Source organism: Arthrobacter rhizophilus (assembly GCF_026241105.1).
In the GTDB taxonomy this organism is placed as follows: Bacteria; Actinomycetota; Actinomycetes; order Actinomycetales; family Micrococcaceae; genus Arthrobacter.
This window is the reverse complement of the sequence record NZ_JAPFFT010000001.1, coordinates 49,791-67,891: the sequence shown is the minus strand read 5'-3', so window position 1 is coordinate 67,891 and position 18,101 is coordinate 49,791. Positions and strand designations below refer to the sequence as shown.

Annotated in this window: 18 protein-coding genes, 1 tRNA gene and 1 pseudogene; 12 read left to right on the top strand and 8 right to left on the bottom strand. The window is 61.8% G+C overall.

The genetic code is table 11. The features are described from left to right. Positions 1-238: 238 nt before the first annotated feature. The 8 genes and pseudogenes from OOZ51_RS00300 to OOZ51_RS22455 form a co-directional block, all read left to right on the top strand. Positions 239-1,318, top strand: a complete 1,080-nt coding sequence (locus tag OOZ51_RS00300; RefSeq protein ID WP_265976894.1) for a DNA cytosine methyltransferase — start codon at positions 239-241, stop codon at positions 1,316-1,318. Continuing rightward, positions 1,315-1,926: an MT-A70 family methyltransferase gene (locus OOZ51_RS00295; protein ID WP_265976893.1), complete on the top strand. Its 612-nt coding sequence runs from the start codon at positions 1,315-1,317 to the stop codon at positions 1,924-1,926. The genes OOZ51_RS00300 and OOZ51_RS00295 overlap by 4 nt, the downstream gene beginning before the upstream one ends. Further along, positions 1,916-2,116: a hypothetical protein gene (locus OOZ51_RS00290; RefSeq protein WP_265976892.1), complete on the top strand. Its 201-nt coding sequence runs from the start codon at positions 1,916-1,918 to the stop codon at positions 2,114-2,116. The genes OOZ51_RS00295 and OOZ51_RS00290 overlap by 11 nt, the downstream gene beginning before the upstream one ends. 279 nt (positions 2,117-2,395) lie before the next feature. Further along, positions 2,396-2,533, top strand: coding sequence for a hypothetical protein (locus OOZ51_RS00285; protein ID WP_265976891.1), 138 nt, complete (start codon positions 2,396-2,398; stop codon positions 2,531-2,533). Further along, on the top strand, positions 2,526-4,670 hold the full coding sequence (locus tag OOZ51_RS00280) for a type IV secretory system conjugative DNA transfer family protein (RefSeq protein WP_265976890.1): 2,145 nt from the start codon (positions 2,526-2,528) through the stop codon (positions 4,668-4,670). The genes OOZ51_RS00285 and OOZ51_RS00280 overlap by 8 nt, the downstream gene beginning before the upstream one ends. Then, positions 4,667-5,677: a replication-relaxation family protein gene (locus tag OOZ51_RS00275; protein ID WP_265976889.1), complete on the top strand. Its 1,011-nt coding sequence runs from the start codon at positions 4,667-4,669 to the stop codon at positions 5,675-5,677. Before OOZ51_RS00280 ends, OOZ51_RS00275 begins: the two co-directional genes overlap by 4 nt. Further along, a complete protein-coding gene (locus OOZ51_RS00270; RefSeq protein WP_265976888.1) occupies positions 5,677-6,291 on the top strand; it encodes an antirestriction protein ArdA in 615 nt (204 codons plus the stop codon). The genes OOZ51_RS00275 and OOZ51_RS00270 overlap by 1 nt, the downstream gene beginning before the upstream one ends. A gap of 125 nt (positions 6,292-6,416) precedes the next feature. After that, positions 6,417-7,310: pseudogene (locus OOZ51_RS22455) on the top strand (recombinase family protein); the annotation flags it as partial. 45 nt (positions 7,311-7,355) lie between these two features. Here the strand turns inward: OOZ51_RS22455 and OOZ51_RS00260 are convergent. The 4 genes from OOZ51_RS00260 to OOZ51_RS00245 form a co-directional block, all read right to left on the bottom strand. Then, positions 7,356-7,880: a hypothetical protein gene (locus OOZ51_RS00260; protein WP_265976886.1), complete on the bottom strand. Its 525-nt coding sequence runs from the start codon at positions 7,878-7,880 to the stop codon at positions 7,356-7,358. Between the two features lie 361 nt (positions 7,881-8,241). Further along, positions 8,242-8,317, bottom strand: a tRNA-Ala gene (locus OOZ51_RS00255). 31 nt (positions 8,318-8,348) lie between these two features. Further along, positions 8,349-9,149 (bottom strand): SDR family oxidoreductase, encoded by an 801-nt coding sequence (locus OOZ51_RS00250; RefSeq protein WP_265976885.1) that lies wholly within the window; start codon positions 9,147-9,149, stop codon positions 8,349-8,351. Between the two features lie 6 nt (positions 9,150-9,155). Then, on the bottom strand, positions 9,156-9,881 hold the full coding sequence (locus OOZ51_RS00245) for a hypothetical protein (protein WP_323054643.1): 726 nt from the start codon (positions 9,879-9,881) through the stop codon (positions 9,156-9,158). A 51-nt stretch (positions 9,882-9,932) separates the two neighbouring features. On the opposite strand from OOZ51_RS00245, the gene OOZ51_RS00240 reads away from it, so the two are divergent. Next, the gene (locus tag OOZ51_RS00240) at positions 9,933-10,061 is read left to right on the top strand and encodes a hypothetical protein (RefSeq protein WP_265977318.1); all 129 of its coding nucleotides are present in this window, start codon (positions 9,933-9,935) and stop codon (positions 10,059-10,061) included. A gap of 128 nt (positions 10,062-10,189) precedes the next feature. Here OOZ51_RS00240 and OOZ51_RS00235 read toward each other — a convergent pair whose 3' ends face one another. Both OOZ51_RS00235 and galU read right to left on the bottom strand, forming a co-directional pair. After that, positions 10,190-10,810: a GNAT family N-acetyltransferase gene (locus tag OOZ51_RS00235; RefSeq protein ID WP_265976884.1), complete on the bottom strand. Its 621-nt coding sequence runs from the start codon at positions 10,808-10,810 to the stop codon at positions 10,190-10,192. Positions 10,811-10,816: 6 nt separating this feature from the next. Then, positions 10,817-11,728 carry a UTP--glucose-1-phosphate uridylyltransferase GalU gene (gene galU, locus OOZ51_RS00230; protein WP_265976883.1) on the bottom strand — a complete coding sequence of 304 codons (912 nt, stop codon included), beginning with the start codon at positions 11,726-11,728 and terminating at the stop codon, positions 10,817-10,819. 116 nt (positions 11,729-11,844) lie between these two features. On the opposite strand from galU, the gene OOZ51_RS00225 reads away from it, so the two are divergent. The 3 genes from OOZ51_RS00225 (at position 11,845) to cpaB (ending at position 13,791) form a co-directional block, all read left to right on the top strand. Then, positions 11,845-12,450 carry a 5-formyltetrahydrofolate cyclo-ligase gene (locus OOZ51_RS00225; protein WP_265976882.1) on the top strand — a complete coding sequence of 202 codons (606 nt, stop codon included), beginning with the start codon at positions 11,845-11,847 and terminating at the stop codon, positions 12,448-12,450. A gap of 158 nt (positions 12,451-12,608) precedes the next feature. Further along, positions 12,609-12,872: an FmdB family zinc ribbon protein gene (locus tag OOZ51_RS00220; RefSeq protein ID WP_265976881.1), complete on the top strand. Its 264-nt coding sequence runs from the start codon at positions 12,609-12,611 to the stop codon at positions 12,870-12,872. A 235-nt stretch (positions 12,873-13,107) separates the two neighbouring features. After that, on the top strand, positions 13,108-13,791 hold the full coding sequence (gene cpaB, locus OOZ51_RS00215; RefSeq protein WP_265976880.1) for a Flp pilus assembly protein CpaB: 684 nt from the start codon (positions 13,108-13,110) through the stop codon (positions 13,789-13,791). 20 nt (positions 13,792-13,811) lie between these two features. On the opposite strand, the gene OOZ51_RS22450 is transcribed toward cpaB, so the two are convergent. Together OOZ51_RS22450 and OOZ51_RS00210 are read right to left on the bottom strand one after the other, a co-directional pair. Continuing rightward, positions 13,812-14,051 carry a hypothetical protein gene (locus OOZ51_RS22450; protein ID WP_416346338.1) on the bottom strand — a complete coding sequence of 80 codons (240 nt, stop codon included), beginning with the start codon at positions 14,049-14,051 and terminating at the stop codon, positions 13,812-13,814. Between the two features lie 9 nt (positions 14,052-14,060). Next, positions 14,061-17,930 carry an AAA family ATPase gene (locus OOZ51_RS00210; protein ID WP_416346324.1) on the bottom strand — a complete coding sequence of 1,290 codons (3,870 nt, stop codon included), beginning with the start codon at positions 17,928-17,930 and terminating at the stop codon, positions 14,061-14,063. Between the last annotated feature and the right edge of the window lie 171 nt (positions 17,931-18,101).

Genomic DNA, 18,101 nt, shown 5'->3' with positions numbered 1-18,101 from the left:
CCACACCACCGCGAACAGCACAATAGCCGCGCCACAAGCGTCCATCTGCACCGAGGCCTGCGCCCGTCCGTTCGCCCGACGCGTCGCACGGCGGCCCGAGCGATCGGACGATTTACCAAGCCAAGCCTCTGGTCTTAACTACAGCCAGAGCCACGCCAGACTCCTGGCAACCACATCATCGACGCCACTGCCGTAGATGACCACGCCCAAAAACAGGCTCAGAAAGGAGGTCCCGACCATGACAACCAAATCCATGACCACCGCCATCACGTGCCGCACGGCGGAACATCGGCCAGACACTATCAGGAGAACCAGTGCACCGCGCTTCTGCCACCCCGAGCGCCTCGGGAACGAGCGCCCACCACTGCGCTTTGTAGATCTGTTCGCCGGTATCGGCGGCTTTCATCTGGCCTTCCGCCGCGCCGGCGCAGTCTGTGTCTTTGCCGCCGACAACGACCCCTACGCCCGGCGAACCTATGAGGCCAACTTCGCGCCCACCAACTCCGAGCTGTTCACCCGGAACCGGTTTGCCGGAGACGTCAGAAGCCTCGACGCAGAGAGCATGCCAGACTTCGACATTCTCTGCGCCGGATTTCCGTGCCAGCCGTTCAGCATCGTCGGACAGCGCAGAGGCTTCGAAGACACTCGCGGCACCTTGTTCTTCGACGTCGCCCGGATCATCGAAACCAAACAACCGGCCTCGTTCTTTCTCGAAAACGTCCAAGGACTGCTGAGCCATGAAGGCGGGGCGACCTTCCAGACCATGCGCCGACACATCACGGAGACCCTTGGCTACTCGCTGCACTACAAGATCGTCCGGGCCTGTGACTTCGGGTTGCCCCAGCTCCGGCCACGCCTGTTCTTGGTCGGTTTCCGCGATCCAAACACACCCTTTGCGTTTCCCGAGACCCAACCGCTCACCATGACCATGAGCGACATACTTCGCGGCAAGTGCCAGCGCGACATTGGCCGCACAGTTCTGGTCGGCGGACGCGGCCACCGCCTGGGACATCGTCGGAACTGGGACGGCTACCTCGTCGATGGCACCGAACACCGGCTGACCGTGGCCGAAGCAGCGGCCATGCAGGGCTTCCCGCCAGACTTCACGTTTCCAGTGTCCACGACCCAGGCCATGAAGCAACTCGGCAATGCCGTGGCGATCGCACCCGTCGAAGCGACCGCACGGGCCCTTATCAAGGCTCTCCGAGCCCGCGGCACCCCCAACAGCCAGGCACCGTCAGAGGCGCCGCGGCTCCAGTGTGCAGCGCCCCCCGAATCCGAATCCGAAATGACCACTCCCGAAAGGACTCTCTCATGAACGAGAATCAGAATCCCGTCAAGAAATACGCTTGCATCCTGGCTGATCCGCCCTGGGATATTGACCAGAAAGGCGCACTCGGCGCCGAGCGCCACTATCCACTTTTAAATCTTGAGGTGATCAAGGCCATGCCAGTGGCCGACCTGGCGACCGAGAACAGCTGGTGCTTCCTATGGGTCACCAACGGCACGCTGAGGGCGGGATACGACGTCCTCGAGGCCTGGGGATTCACCCCGAGGGTGCCGTTCACCTGGATCAAACCAAAATTCGGGCTCGGAAATTACCTCCGCCACGCTTCCGAGCACCTTCTCATCGGCACCCGAGGCCGGGTGAAGCCCAACTTCCGGAGCCAGCCAACGTGGATGTTCGCCCCGGTGCAGGATCATTCGCATAAGCCCGAGGAGTTTTATGCCCCAATTGAGCGCCTCTGCGACGGCCCCCGCCTCGAGATGTTCGCCCGGAGGCATCAGCCTGGCTGGGATGCGTGGGGCAACGAGATCGACAGCCAGATCAGCATCCCGGGGTTCCCGGTGCCATCTGATTTCGACCAGCAGGATGTTACGGACTCCGAAACCGCCAGCATTTCGGGGGTGCACCGTGGCAGATAGACCACAACCCCGCAGACCACTGCGATGGCTCTTCGACGCCAGCCTGCTCCTGCTCGGCGCCGCGGTGGCGATCAACTGGGCAATCGGACTGATCTCGCAGGTCTGGGTCGGCATTGTCATCGCCCTGAGCGTCACCGTAATCGTTGCCGGGCTGATCATTTGGTGGCGACTGTGGCGCCGTCGGTGGTGAGCATAAGCGCTAGATATGGCGCCAATGGGACGCCGATAGCCCCCAAATATCGGGATGAATTATTCCAGCCTTAAATCGCTAACTTATCTCTATAAAAGCATATTGCCAAGCCGTCAAGTCGGTGTTGTGAAATAAACAAACTGTATTGACGCCGACAATTTGAAGGAATATAACCAACTGACCGCTCAGCGGAATTGAATTCTTCAGCATGAAAGGAGGATCACGGATATGGGAAAGCAAGCAAAACGACGAGGGAAACAAACGGAAAAGCGTCTTCGGGTGCGAAGTATCCTTCAGGATCCGCCGAACGTTGACCGTTTGACCAAGACACTCCTGGACATGGCCATGCGGCAGGCAGCACAAGAGCAGGAGGCCCAGGCTGATCGAGACACACTGGTGGAGGCAAGCCATGAGTGACCATGAAGACAGCAGCCTGGTCTGGCGAGAAGTCCATTGGCCCCGCCCGCTGACGGCCGGATCGGTGCGAGCACTCGTTCGCCACATCGCCTCTAACCGCCTCCCAGGCAGCCTGATCTGGGAAATCCGCGGCCACCACGGGATGGTTCAGTACTTCGTAGCGACCAACAAGGAGCCCTCCCGGCGCTTCGGGCATCTCCTGAGGCAGCTACTGCCGGGCATCACGCTAACTACCCCAGACAGCCGCCAAGCGGTAACAAAAGCTGCACTCCTGCGACTGGAGCCACCATCTCTGGCGACCAACGTCGATGATCCTGAGGCCATCAGCCGCTCACTGCTGACAGCCCTATCCGCTGCCAGGTTCGCGGATGACCTGCTCGTTCTGCAGCTGGTCCTCGGGGAAGGCCGGAGCCCACGGTTTGCCGCCAACACGACGAACCCGACAACATCGTGGTGGCAAGCGGTGAGCGCCGGGACGACACCAGCCCCGACGAGCGTTCGATCAAGCGTGGCCAGCAAGGCCGCCCAGCACAGTGTCAGGGCGATCGTGCGGATAGGGGTCGCGGCGGAGTCCTCGGCAAAACGGCAGGCCTTAGCCCTCGGTGTTCTTGAGGCCGTCGGCACCATGGAGGGCCCCGGCATCCGCGCCAGCCTAGCCGTGGAATCCGCCGTGAAGCTCAATGAGGCCCGGCTTCCCAAACTTCGGTGGTCGCTGCGCCTGAGCATTGACGAACTGGCCGCCTTACTGGCTCCGCCGCTGGGAGTATCAGGTCTGCCGGGCCTGCCACAGATGCATCCCAAGTTGCTGCAGGCCTCCCCCGACGTCGACAGCACCGAACGGGTCTTCGCTTTCTCGAACGCGCCCGGCAAGCCCCGGCACTTGGGTATCAGCCCCAAAGATTCGCTGCGGCATGCCGTCTTTGTTGGCCCTACCGGCAGCGGCAAGTCCACGGCTCTGCTGAACACCATCGTGGCAGACATGTTCGCTGGCCGGTCCATCTGCGTCATCGACCCCAAGCGGGATCTCATCGATGATGTGCTGGCCCGTGTCCCGGAGAGCCGCCAAGGCGACGTCGTCGTCCTCGACGCCAGCGACGAACATCCCGTGGGATTCAATCCGCTCGCCAGTACCGGTCGCAATGCCGAAGTCGTCGTCGATGGCATCCTGGCGGCAATCAAGGACATCTTCGATGGCATCGGGCCACGCAGCCAAGACATCCTTCACGCCTCGCTAATCACCCTCGTCCGGGCCGGCGGCCGCACTCTGGCGGATATCCCGCAGCTGCTCAGCGACGCCGCCTACCGACGGCCACTATCAGCGGCGCAGGCCGGGGATCCGGTCTTGGCGGGCTTCTGGGCCTGGTACGACGGACTCAAGCCCGAAGCCCAGGCATCCACGACGGCACCACTTCTAAACAAGCTCCGCGTCTTCCTGCTTCGCCCTCAACTGAGGCGGGTACTCAACCAGCCAGACCCGGCATTCAGCGTCAACGACCTGTTCACCAAGTCGCGCATTCTGCTCGTCCCGCTCAATAAGGGTGTCGTTGGAGTTGAGTCCGCGTCGCTGCTCGGATCCCTGCTGGCCGCGGAGTTGTGGCAGTGCATCCAAGCCAGGGCAGCGGTGCCAGTCGCGGCTCGGCACCCCTTGGTTATAACGGTCGATGAAGTTCAGGACTACCTCAAGATCGATCTGGCTGATGCTTTGGCCCAGTCCCGCTCGCTTGGTGTTGGGTGGCAGCTGGCCCACCAGTTCCGTAAGCAGTTGCCCGCCCCGATGGCCGCCGCCATCGACAATAACGCCCGCAGCAAGATCGCCTTCGCCCTCGAGATCGACGACGCCAAGGCTATGGCCTCCATGGCGCCGGGGCTGGAGCCGATCGACTTCCAGTCCCTTGGCAAGTACGAGATCTACTGCAACCTGGTCGCCGGCGGCCAGCCCTCCGGATGGGCGTCAGGGAAGACCCTGCCACCGCCGATCAAGATCAGCGACCCCGAAACACTCCGCAAAAGCAGCCGGAAGCGATACGGCCCGGCGGAGGAGGTCAAGCCGCCACCGGCAGCGCCACCACCGGCGAACCCATCAACACAAACGCCAGCGGTTCCGGCCGTCGGCAGGAAAAGGAGGAATGAACCATGAACGACACAAACCAAACACTCGACGAAGCAACTGGCACCAACAGTGACGGAGGGCATCCGGTCGCCCGTCCGACCGCTGCCACGAAGAATGCCGACGAACGTCCTAACGGCGCCCCCGAAGCGACTTTAAGGATGGGGACTGATCCTCCCGTTGGGAGGACACAGGCGGCGGTGACCCGCACGAGCAAATACCAGCGCCGGGAAATCCTGGCCCAGCTTAGCGCCCGCGACCGCGGGATCCTGCTTGGCCTGGCAGCACATCGCTACCTCACCACCACTCAACTCCAGCGGCTGTTCTTCCACGACCACAAAAGCCCGCTCGCTGCCACACGCGCCACCGTCCGCGTCCTGCAACGGTTGCATGGCCACCAGCTCGTCACACGCTTGGAACGCCGTGTGGGCGGTTTCAGCGGTGGCTCCACAGCGTTCGTCTGGGCCGTGACTGACACCGGGGAGAAGGCCATCGGCGACCTCAAAGGCATCGTGGGCCGGCGCCGAAACAACAAGGTGCCATCAGCCCGTCACCTTGAGCATCTGCTCGCAGTCACCGACGCCCGGCTCGAGCTTATCGAAGCCGACCGCGCCGGAGACTTCACCATCACGAAGACCGAGATGGAACCCGACTGCTGGCGACCGTATCTGAACCGCCACGGCCAACCGGCCCACATCAAACCCGACCTCTACGCCGTCACGCAGACCCCGGAGTACGAGGACCACTGGATGATCGAAGTCGACCGCGACACCGAACACCTCCCGGTGATCACCCGCAAATGCCTTGCCGTGCAGCTCTACCACGACCGCGGCATCGAACAAGAGCGGCACGGGGTCTTCCCACTGACTGTCTGGGTCGTTCCCGACGAGGCGCGCCGCCGGAAGATCGAGGCTGCGGTCACCAAGGAGCCGGGTCTAAGCAACGAACTGTTCCGGGTCGTCGAAATGACCGACCTCGCAGCACTGGTCGCCGCAGGAGGGAACACCCCAACAACTAACAAGGAAGGAGGAAAGTAATGGAACACACGAAGGAACTCGCACCACGACGCTCCGATCCGGAACGCGGACACAGCACCGACGAAAGCCCCTGGATCTATATCACCTCGGCTGCCGACTACTTGGCCAACGTGCGGCACTCGGCCTGGATCCGGGCCGACCAAACACCCGAGGAAATGCAAGCACAGATCGACGCGTTCATGGAAGCCTCGCCGGCGCTCCGCTCGGCGGCTCCAGGTGAACCGGGCTGGTTCATCGAGGAGAAAATCGGATTCTACGGCTACGGGCCCTACCTCGGCGACGAACTCACGGAAATCTCCACCATCGGGCGCGGCATCGCCGAGTACGGTGAGGCCTTCGTCGCCTACGCCATGGAACACGGTGGCGGACGGCACGACGAAACCCTCCTCACCGAATTCGAAGAATACTTCGTCGCTGAATACGCCGACGCCGAGATCTGCCTCGACGAGTTCCTGGAATCCATGGGCTGGAGCCAAGCTTTGGAGGAATTCAAGGCCGTGCAGGGCATCGACTGCCCGCTGGACTTTGACCGCTCGTGCATCTGGGAAAAATACAAACAAGCGTGGGAAGTCATTGAAGGCAGAAACGGCATCATCTATGTCTTCAACACATAGTTATCCACAGGATGTGAATAACCTCCACGGGGGTCGATTTCGGTAAGAACATTGAAGCCAAAGAACACCGTTCCATTCCTCCGCACATCGAGCTATTGTCTGAGAGGCCTAACCGGAGAACAGCAATGAATTCAATAGCCCCACTGAGCGCGTACCGCGACACCGACACCATGGTCCTGGACATCGTCGACCGGGCGGACTCCGAAGATCTGGCTTTCACGGCAATCAACGAAGACGCCCCACCGGGCACCAGAGCCGTTCTCTACCTCCGCGTTTCCTCCAAAGGGCAAGTCAACACCGACTACGACCCCGAAGGCATCTCCATCCCCGCCCAACGCGAATCCTGCCTGCGCAAAGTCGAACAAATGGGCCTGACAGTCGTCACCGAGTACATCGAACCAGGCCGCAGCGGAACGGAGATGACCAAGCGCGTGGCCTTCCAGGAAATGCTGCGTCGGGTCAGGGCAGACCGGGACGTCGACTACGTCGTGGTCTACAAACTCTCCCGCTTCGCCCGAAACCGCACCGACGACGCCATCGTCATGGCCGACCTCAAAAAGCGCGGGGTCACCCTGATCAGCGCCACCGAGTCCATCGACGCCAGCCCCGTCGGCCAGCTCATGCACGGCCTGCTCGCGGCTTTCAATGAATATCGCTCCGCCGAAGACGGCGCCGACATCAAATACAAGATGGCCCAAAAAGCGAAGAAGGGCGGCACGATCGGCCGTGCTCCCGTCGGCTACCTCAACGTCCGCGAGTACTTCGAAGGACGGGAAATCCGCTCCGTCGCGGTTGACGAAATCCGGGGCCCGCTCATCGGGCAAGCCTTTGAGCTCTACGCCACCGGCAACTACACCTTCGCCGACCTCTCCGAAGCCATGGAAGACCGCGGTCTCACGACCAAGCCAAGTGCCAAGCGTCCGTCCAGGGCTATTGCCCCAACGTACTTCTCGAGGCTGCTCCGCGACCGCTACTACTGCGGAATCATCACCCTCGATGGAGCCGAACATCCCGGACGCCACGAAGCCCTCGTCTCCGACGAACTCTTCGACAAAGTCCAGCGGTTACTGGACAGCCGCGGGGTGGCCGGGGAACGGCGCCGCGTGCACGAGCACTACCTCAAAGGCACCCTGTACTGCGACAACTGCCACAAACGAGGCATCGTCCACCGCATGGTCATCCAGCGCTCCATCGGCCGAAGCGGCAACGAATACTTCTACTTCTTCTGCGCCGGCCGAACAGTCAAGGACTGCTCCACCAGCCACATCAGCACCGCACGACTCGAAGACGCCATGATCCGTGAATACGGCAAGCTCCAATTCACGCCAGACTTTGTCGACCTCGCCCGGACCCGGATCCGCGAGGCCCTCCGCGAAAAGGAAACCGCCAATCTGCTCCTCCAAAAGCAGCTTGCCGCCACCCTGAAGGAATGCGACTCCAAGGAAGAGAACCTGCTTGATCTCGCCGCCGACGGCACAATCGCCAAGGACAAGATCCGCACACGCCTGACCGAAATTGAACGCCAGCGCACCAGGGTCCGCGAGCAGCTCAACAGCGTCGAATCCAACCTCGAAGCCGGAGCACGGCACCTCGAAACCTACCTCGACCTGCTAGCCGATCCGGAAGCCCTCTACCGATCCGCCAGCGACCAGGAAGGCCGCCAACTCAACCAAGCAATATTCGTCAAAGTCCTCGTCGAAGATGAAGATGAAGAAATAATAGGGACGCTACTGGCCGAACCCGTTGCGACGCTGGCTGCCGCTCACGAAGGCCACCAAGCACTCATGGCCGGGGCAAGTCGGTCCGAGGCTCTCGAACGCGCGCAAACGCACCACGCGGCCCACAGTGACACACAAAAGGGAACCACCAGATCTGGTGGTTCCCTTTTGGTGACCGTGAAGGACTTACTCGACGGCATCCATGATGTCGATGGTTCGAATAAGGTCAATATGGTGGAGCTAAGGGGATTCGAACCCCTGACCTCTTCGATGCGAACGAAGCGCTCTACCAACTGAGCTATAGCCCCTGGTCAACCGCGTGGTGCCAGTGCCCCTAGGCTACAAACTATCTTGGCGCTTTGCCAACCAGGACTCGAACGTGTCCGTCCCGGTCCGCTCGCTTGGGACCAAATTCAGCCCGCTCCGAAGGAATTTGCCCATCGCCCCGGGCAACGGAACCTGCACAATCCGCCCGGCGCGGCCCGCAGCCGTTCGCCAGATCTCAGCGAGTTCACGCATGGTCCGGATGTCCTGCCCGCCGATCGTCCGAGTCCGATGCCGGACTGCCGAAGGCTCCGCCAAGGCCTCGGCGAGCAACACGGAAGCCACGTCAGAAGGCGAAATCGTTTGAAAGCGCGCGCCCTTGAAGACCGGAATAAGGCGGACTTTCGCTCCGGTCTGGAAAACCGCCGCCACGAGGCTGTGAAATTGGGTGGACCGCACTACGACAGTCTCAAGCGCCGACCGCGCATATACCCGTTCTTTCTCGGCTTTAGACACATAAAAGGCGGCATTGCTCTTGTCGCAGTTGATGATCGAGAGGAGGACCGCCTTGCGGACACCCGCACCGGTGGCCGCGGCGAGCAGGCGCGCACCGCCGTCGGCGAAATTCTTGCGGGCTTTGCCGAACTGGCCTTCCAGGCAGTCGATCACGACGTCGGCCGCTTGCAGCGCCTGTGCCAAGCCAGCGCCAGTGGTGACGTCCGCCTGAAAGTAGCGGGCGCCGTCGTGATGGGCCATTGACGTGCCCGACGGCGGGCGTCTGCTCAGTGCCGTCACGTCGAGTCCGGCGTCCAGCGCCAAACGGACGACTTCACGGCCCACCTGCCCTGTGCCACCTGCTACGCAGACGGAAGTCATGCGCGGCTATGCCCGGCGGCGCTGGAGGACGTCGTCAAGGTTGCTGAGGGCGCTCTGAGGCTTGACGGGCTGTGCCTGGATCGCGGGGCCAGCGGACGGGGCGCTGGCTTGCTTCAACGTGGGCCTGCCGAGGGGTTTGGGAGCCTCAGGCAAATCGAGGGGTTCCGGGGCCGGCCGCGGGGCCTTTGCAGCGTCAACGTAGGTTGGTTTGGGCACGTCGACCGGCTGCCACTCAGCGTCCTTGGCCCCGTCTGCAAAACGGACGGTGTTATCGCCAGCGGCGACGGCAACGTTGAGCGCGGCTTGACGAAGTTCGACGGCGGTCAGGCGGTTCGTTTCGCGGGAATGGGCTTCCGCATCGAAAATCTTGGTCGCCGGGCGGTCCGCTGCCTTCGTGGTTGTGCCGGGATTCTCAACGGTGGGACCCATGGCGTTGCGGAAGGCCGCGTTCATCTTCGCCCTGCGGTCCCTGATGGCCAGGCGGCGGAGAAGGAAGACAGTTCCAACGACACCAACTATAGAGACCAACGGCAGCCAAGCCGAAACAAGGTCGAAAATACGCAGGACGCCGGAAACGGCCGCAGTGAGCAGCAGGAGAAGGCCAGCAAGGGCAAGGGCACAGCGCCCGTATCTGACTTTGAAGACCGAGGGATCCGTTGCAGCATCACGCCGTTCGCCGGAGCCGGCGGATTCCTTGGGCAATGCGGTTGCGGTGCTCTGCATGGTTTCCATTGCTTTCTCCTGCCGAGGGGCAATTGACAGAACCACCCCGGGTTGCAGTTCGTGAGCGTCATCTTCACTGTCATCCGCTGGCACGTCACCGGCTACCTGGACGTGCAGGCGGCGGTTCCGCAACATGTATGGCGCAACCCAAACGATCCACAGCGCCACAGCAATCACCAATATCACTGAGCTGCTGAGAGGGAAGTCCACAATCAAAACCGTAGAAGCAAATTCGCAGGGGCCACCGCATTCCCCGCGGTGTGTCGTCCGAGAGTCGGCAAATCAATGGATTTATGACAGTCATTCACCCAAACGGACTAATTGGCTTCATGCCCAAGCCAAGCAGCCAGCAAGCCTCCCGGGACCTCTTCCGAGGTCAGGGCAAAGCTTCTATGGTCAGCCCATTCTCCATTGATGTGAAGGAAACGCTCACGGCGCCCCTCGTCACGGAATCCAAGCTTCTCAACAACGCGCAGGCTCGGCCCATTTTCGGGTCTGATGTTGATCTCCATGCGGTGTAAGCCGAGGGTCGCGAAGCAATGGTCGGTCGCTAGGGCAACCGCGGTGGGAGCAATCCCGCGCCCTGCCCGCGCTTGATCTACCCAGTAGCCAAGGGTGGCGGTCATTGCTGATCCCCAAACAATGGAAGAGACCGTCAACTGGCCTACAATCCTTGGCTCGTGATACCCCGGAATGCGTTCCGTGATGACAAAAGGAAGGGCACTCGCCTGCCGGGCCTGGAGGTTGAGGGAAGCCACCATCTGCCGGTAGTTCGGCAGGCGGCCACCAGGGGCCGGGTTGGAGGCTTCCCAAGGGGCGAGCCAGTCACTATTGCGCGAGCGGACTTCGGTCCATGCCTTCTTGTCCCGGTAGCGAATGGGCCGCAAAATGAGGTCGCCACATTCAAGCGTCACCGGCCAAATGGCCGATCCCCACATGAGGAACTACTTGCTGAGACTGTCGGCAAAGCCCGGCAGCCACTCGCGCAAGCCGGGTCCGAGGTCTTCACTGTCGCATGCCAGCTGGACACAGGCTTTAAGGTAGCTGAGCTTGTCTCCGGTGTCGTACCGGCGACCCCGGAAGACCACTCCGTAGACACCGCTGCCTTCGCCCTCGCCGGCAGCTAGAACCTGGAGGGCATCCGTCAGCTGGATCTCTCCTCCACGGCCAGGCTCGGTTTGCTCGAGAACGTCGAATACCGAGGGGTGAAGCACATAGCGACCAATCACGGCCAAGTTGGAGGGAGCTTCGTCGACAGAAGGCTTTTCCACAAGTTGCTTGATGCGGACGTAGCCATCTTCGCCGATGTCCTCGATGTCGGCGCAGCCATAGGCGCTGATCTGGGACGGCTCCACCTCAATGAGGGCTACCACGGATCCACCGGTCTTGTGCTGGACCTCAATCATGTCGCTGAGGAGAGTGTCCCGCGCATCGATGAGGTCGTCGCCGAGGAGGACTGCGAAAGGTTCGTAGCCGACGTGTTGCTTTGCGCGCAGCACCGCATGGCCCAGGCCTTTGGGATCACCCTGGCGAACATAGTGAATGTCACCGAGGTTGCTAGTAGCCTGAACCGAGTCCAGCTTGATGGTGTCTCCCTTGGCCTCCAGGGTCGCTTCCAAGGCTGGCACGCGGTCGAAGTGGTCCTCCAATGCGCGCTTGTTGCGGCCCGTGATCATGAGGATGTCATTGAGGCCCACGCTCACGGCTTCTTCGACAACATATTGGATGGCCGGCTTGTCGACTACCGGGAGCATCTCCTTGGGCATCGCCTTGGTGACAGGCAGGAATCTTGTACCGAGCCCCGCAACGGGGATTACGGCTTTGCGGACAGCGCTAGCGCAGCTATTGGAAGTCACCGGACTAATCTAACGGAAGGAACTGGACATTAGGCAAAAGTACGCCGACGGAGGAAAGAGGGACCGACGTTCCCCAACATCCCCGGCGCCAGGCAGACGGAAGAACTGGAGCAAAAGTGACTTTGAAAGACGATATCCGTCAGGAGAACCGCAACCGGCGGCGCGCCCTGACAGTACAGCAGCGCGCCGACGCCGGAACAGGCATTGCCCGCCGTGGCCTCTCATGGGCCGATGCTGTTGCCCACGGGAAACAGGCGACTTTTGCCGCCTATGTGGGGGTGGCAGCCGAACCGCCAACAATGCCCCTGCTTGAAGCGCTCCATGCGGTTGGGCACAGGATTCTTCTTCCGGTCTGTGAACCGGAGCGGCGCCTGAGCTGGGTGTATTGGACCCCGGAGACGACCTTTGCCCGCTCAAGGTATGCCCCCATTGATGAGCCCGTAGGCGAACGATTCGACAGTGACGTCGTCAGGGATGCGGCCGGAATCTTCCTTCCGGCTACGGCAGTCGACGAAGGCGGCAACCGCATTGGCCAGGGCGGCGGATATTACGACCGACTCCTCGACAAGTTGGACGCAAACGGACAGCGTCCCCCGACTATCGCCGTCGTATATGACGATGAGGTCCTGCCGGCAGGCACCATCCCTGCCGAACCTTTCGACAAGCCCGTCCCAGAGGCACTCACCCCCCGCCGCGTCGTCGGACTAACCCGCGCCGGCTGAACCGGCCTTCGGGCAGTTTGTTCCTCCACCACTTTCCTTGGTGGAGACTCCGATGTCGGATGATAGAATTGGCACTCAGGCCCTTGGACTGCTAATGGATAGAACAATCCGCAAATGCAGCACAGGACCTGTAGTTTCGTCCCGGAGGAGGATTGCCAGTGCCCACATATGCCTATGCCTGCAGAGACTGCGGCCATGCCTTTGACATTGTTCAGGCCTTCACAGACAGCTCTTTGTCTGACTGCCCCGAATGCCAAGGATCCTTGCGCAAGAAATTCAACAGCGTGGGCGTCGTCTTCAAGGGATCGGGCTTCTACCGCACGGACTCCCGGGACTCCAAGGGAAGCACCGTCTCGGCTGGTCCCTCTGTGCCAGCGGCATCCCCGGCTCCAGCGTCGGTTCCGGCGGCTGCCGCCAGCTGATTTGCGGTTTTCCACTTGATTCCGCTTTTCCACATAGCTCATTAAGGCCCTGTCGCCGGACTACTGGCACGGTTAGCGTGGCAGCATGCCAGCTACCCCGTTTGCATCCCAAGGCCCCAAACCAGCGGGGTCTTCTTCGATTCCAGGCAATAACCGCCTCGCATCGGTCACAAATGCCAGCCCTCGCAATATTCTGGCTCTTCCACGAGGCGCCCGCGCCCCTGGCGCTCCCCCGGTGCATTCCAAGCACCACAAGTTGGGCAGCTGGCTGAACCGCAACCGCCGCCTCGTGGTGGCACTCCTGCTGTGTGTCGCCGCCGGGATTGTGGTCCACCAGCTGACTCCTGCTTCAGAACAACGGGTGACGGTTCTCGCCGCGGCCAGGGATCTTCCGGCCGGGTCCACCTTGGCAGATTCCGACCTCAAACCTCTTGAAGTTCTTCCCGGCGGAGCTCCCGCCGGGGCACTCGCCTCTGGCATTGGATACAGGGGGAAGCAGCTTGCCTCACCTCTCCAGAAAGGGCAGGTCCCCACGGACGCCCAATTCCTGGGTCCGGGTCTGCTGACCGGCGCCGCGCCCGCAACAGCAGCCGTTCCACTCCGCATGGCCGATCCCGCTTCAATCCAGCTTGTTTCCCCGGGCCAGTTGGTCAACGTTGTGCTCACGGCCGCTGATGGATTTGAAGGGCCCGGCAAGAAATCCGAACTCCTGGCTGCGGCCGTCCCGGTTTTGTGGACGTCTGCACATGGAGGCAAGGCCAGCCAGTGGTTAGGTACCAACGAGTCCGACGGCCTCGTGGTTGTCGCCGCGAATCCGCAACAGGCAGAAATCCTGGCCGGAGCTTCCACTCGGGGGAAATTGTTCTTTGTCTTGGTCAATCCCGCGGGCACCCGGCAACCCGAAACCCCTCGTGGATAGTCAGGCTCATCGTGGAATGTTCAGCCCCAGTGTGGAGGCCTTTGCTCCTCCAGCCAAGCGTCGTGATCGTAACCGGGCTCGTCACCCCAGCGGCGTGGATCATCCTCGGAGGCTTTCTTGGGCAGAATGCCTTCTCCTGCCGGCTTCGACTCCGGTTCGGGCTTCAATTCTGTCTTCTCCTGCTTGTCCAGCTCTGTGCCAGCCTCCGCTGCATGAGTGTCCGCAGGGTATTTGGCCTTTGTGCTCTTTCTTTCCGGCATTGCGCTTCCTTAAGGGATGGCTGGCCCCAAGCCTTGCGTACCGCCAAGTTTGGCCGGAGCCGACTCCGCCTGGCCGCGCAGTCCCCCCTGGCTGTCCGCTTGAGGGTCCAGTTCCAATTGTTCAACATCCATGTCCAGGAATCCATCCTGGACGGCGCCATAGGAGGGCGCAACCGGCTTTTCGAGTCCAAGGTAGGAGCCGATGCGGTCCGCACACGACGAAGGGTCCGTGAATACTTCGATGGTCCACAAAGACATGTAACGCCAGCCGAGACGCTCCAGGAGCTGGGGCCGAAGCCTGCTCCGCTCCCGGACGCTCATGCGGCGGTATCGTTCCGTGCCATCGGATTCAATGGCGACCGGCGTCGGTATTTCGGTGTCATCACGGCCGATGGTGTGCACGGGATCGGCCGCCGCGGCGATGTCCAGTGCTCCGTCGTAGTGGTGCCACACCCGCGCTCCACGAGCACGGAGCCGCTCGCCCAGATCCGCCACCAACGGATCCTCACCGAGCGCCCGCTCGCTGGCGGCCGCCCTGGTTGCCGGCGTCCCCAGATCCGAATTGCCCGAGAGTTCGCGGTCAAGGAGTTCATGGAAATCAACCGCCCCATGAGCCAATCTGTCCAGGTCCAGGTCCTCCGGACGGAAGCAACTCAGGACGTGCAAAGATCTGCGCGAGCGGGTCATTGCCAAAGCAAATTTATTGCGGCCACCGTCGACGGACAGGGGACCGAAACTGTGAAGCGCCCGGCCGTGCGGAGTGCGCCCGAAGCCCAGGGAGAAGATGATGTGATCGCGGACCAATCCTTGAGCGCGCTCCAAATCCACCACCCGGAAGGACTCGGCACCCGCGTTGAAGAAACCGGACAACAGAGGATAGTTGGGCAGCTGGAGCCTAATGGCTTCGCCGATCCTTGCAGCATGGCGCAGGCTCGCGGTCACCACGGCGAGAGAGGTGCGGGGCCGAAGTCTGGCGTGTTCAAAAACCAGATCCACCACACGGTTTACTTCAGCCGCGACCGATTCCACACCTTCGTGGTCCGAACCGGGCAGACCGGTACCGTCCGGGATGTACTCAACCACAACCGAACGGTCCAGGCCCGTTACGGATTGGCCGTCCGGCAGCCGACGCAGGCCGCCGTCGTAGTAATTCTTGCTCAGCTGCAGTACCAGATCTTCATCAACAGCCCGGTACACCCAATTCAGTTGCCAAGTCGGCAAGACGCGGGCCAATGCACTGAAGGCACTGTCCACCGTGTCCTGGCTCGTGACGCCTGCCATGGGAGGCTCCACGGCCACGCTAAAGGTGCGGGCATTGGCGATTTTCGCATCACCGAAAGCGATGACTTGTTCAGCCCGGGCAATGGCTGGCAGCACAGCCTGCAAAGACGTGCTCTCGGCATCAAGAATCACCACTGCGTCGAATTTCTGTTCGGCAGGCAGAAGCCCGGTCAGCAGGTACGGGCTGATGGACCACACCGGCACCAGCCGGGAAACCAGGGCCGGCGCCTGAGCGCTGAGCGCCGAGAGAGTAACGCGTCCATCTTTGATCAGATTCCGCAGGAGCTCTGCCTGGCGGGGATGTTCCGCAATTCCGGCGCGCCATATTTCGGCGAGCTTCCAACGCAGCCGGGCTCCACCACTGGCAATGTGCGCCTGATCCGCCAGGCGGTACTCGGCTTCGAGACGGCGGAGGGAATCGCCGTCGGACATCGCAAGGTAGTCGTCACCACTGATCATGGCTTCCAGGGCGGACTGCCACCAGGCAAGCTCCAGTTCCGTACTAACGGATTCGGCAGGGACTTCGCGCTCTGCCAAATCCGCAAGAAGCTCGCCGAGTCCGTGCTCACGCATGTTCTCGACCAAAAGGGTGCGCTCCGGCAGAGTTTCAAGAGTTCCCGTATCCGCGACAAGACGCTCGAGACGCTCCATGAGGGCTTCGTAGCGGGTCGCGTGGAGGTCGCCGCCGTCGGCCGTGTGTTTGAGGCAGTCCCCCAGACGGCGGAGATCCCGGTCCAGTTCGCGGTACGTGGCGCCCAAGTCCGCGAGCCCGGATGGCACAGCAGGATGGCGCTGGGTGGTGGCATACCCAGCCCAAAGCGCCCGCTGCTCCTGAACAAGCGCCAAGGAACTGTGCAGATCCGCGATGTGGACACCGGGCCGGACGTATTCTTTGGCCACGCGGCGCAAGCGGGAGCGCTGCATCGACGGCATCTCGAGGCCCTGATCACGACGCCATGCGGAGGTGGAAGTAGCCGAAATCAGATCGTGGACCGGCCGGTCAAAGATATCCGGGGTGAACTTATCCAGGCTTTCCCGTACCGCCATCAACAGCTCAAGTTGCGAGCCCCATTCGGCGAAGTTCGCCCCGAGCCGGATTTCAGAGTGCTCCGCAACTTGGTTCATCCGTTCCCGCAGCTTGGGAAGGTGCTCGGCTGCGGTGCTGGCCAGTTGCTGGGCTTCCTCAGTTTCCTTGCGAGTGACCAGGCGCGCACCGTACCAGGGGCTCGACGTCGACGCCTTACTGAAGCTGCCAAGTTCGGCGGCCCGGCGCAGCCTTGCGGCCAGCTCAGCGCGGTCTTTGATGTTGTCCAGGACACTGCGCTTCAAGCGCACTGTGGTGGCGGGGGCAGGCTGGATGGAGGTCAGCTCCGCGAGAGACTGCATTGCCTGATAGGGCGAGCATCCCCAGCGCTGGCGAACATTGTGCAAAGACGCTACATGGTCCATGAGTGCATGGCGGTGCTCGGTCAAGGTCTTGTGGAGATTCGCAAGTTGGGGTTCCAGCGACTTCTCGTTGCGGATGATCGCGCTGACCAGCTGGCCCTTGAGCTGCTGGGCCGTGGCACCATTGCCCGGCCTGAACAGCATCGACTCAAGGCCAAGGGCTTCAAAATTGCTGGCGAGGCCGTTGAGGCTCGCTCGCCGGTCGCCCACCACCAGTACCGATTTGCCCTCGTTGACAAGCGCGCCGATGGCATTGATGGCCGTTTGGGTCTGGCCGCTGCCTGGTGGGGTGCTGACCACCAGCGAATCGCCCGCTCGGACGGCATCCACGACGTACTGCTGGTCAGCATCGGCATCCAGGAGCAGCGACTCCTCGGCAGGATCGCGCTCGTCAAGGTTCGGGAACCGCCCTGACTTAATTGGCTCAGGTTCGACGTCCCCGCCGTTGGCGGCTCCGAACAAGGATGCAACGACGCTGCTGTTCTCGTTGATCCAAGGGTCGTCCAGGTTCCCGGACAAATCCGCCAAGGTCGTTATGAGGAGATTGGGGGTTACCTCGGCACCAGGGATCGGCTGCACCAGCGTGGCAAGGCGGTCAAGGACCGGCTGGGGATCGAGGCGCGCGGTGTTGTAGGCCATGCGGCTCACGGCGTTGACGTCGAAGACAATTCCATGGACGGTCTTCAAATGCCGGACCAGCGCAGGATTGATGCCCGCTTGCTCCGTGAGTTGCAGCTCGTAGTCATCTTCGCCGGGCCGAGCCGTGAGCGAAATGGCTGCCAACATGACGGGAGCAGAAACACGCTGGGGCTTACCTCCGACAGCCGATGTCCACACGACCGTTCCGCAGGACAAGTAACCGGCGTCGATCCCCCGGTCGTTGCCCAGCTCGAAGATCTTCGAGCGAAGGTTCCTGGCCGCACGGGCGGCAACAAGATATTGCTGGCGATCCCGGATCAGGGTGGAAAGACGGGTTCGACGTCCGGCGAGGAGCTGTGCGAGCCCTGAAGGGTGGCCGTTGCTAAGGTCGATGGACCCTTCCGGCGTCTTGACGAAGCGCAGCATGGTGTCCGCGCCAGTCACAGGTTTGAGCCCCGACAGCCATTTCCGGAGCTCTGCAGAGCTCTCTTCATGGCTTTGACCTACTGACACCGCTGCCTTCTTTTCTGTTCTAGCTCGAGACGACTTGGACCAAATCGGCATACTTTCGAGGGTAGCGGGAATCGACCGGCAGTCCGCACCGCAACACTGCTGGAAAGGCAAATTACCCGTGATTTCAAGGGAAATGCAAAGTGACCGGTCTCTGGAAAGAGACCGGTCACT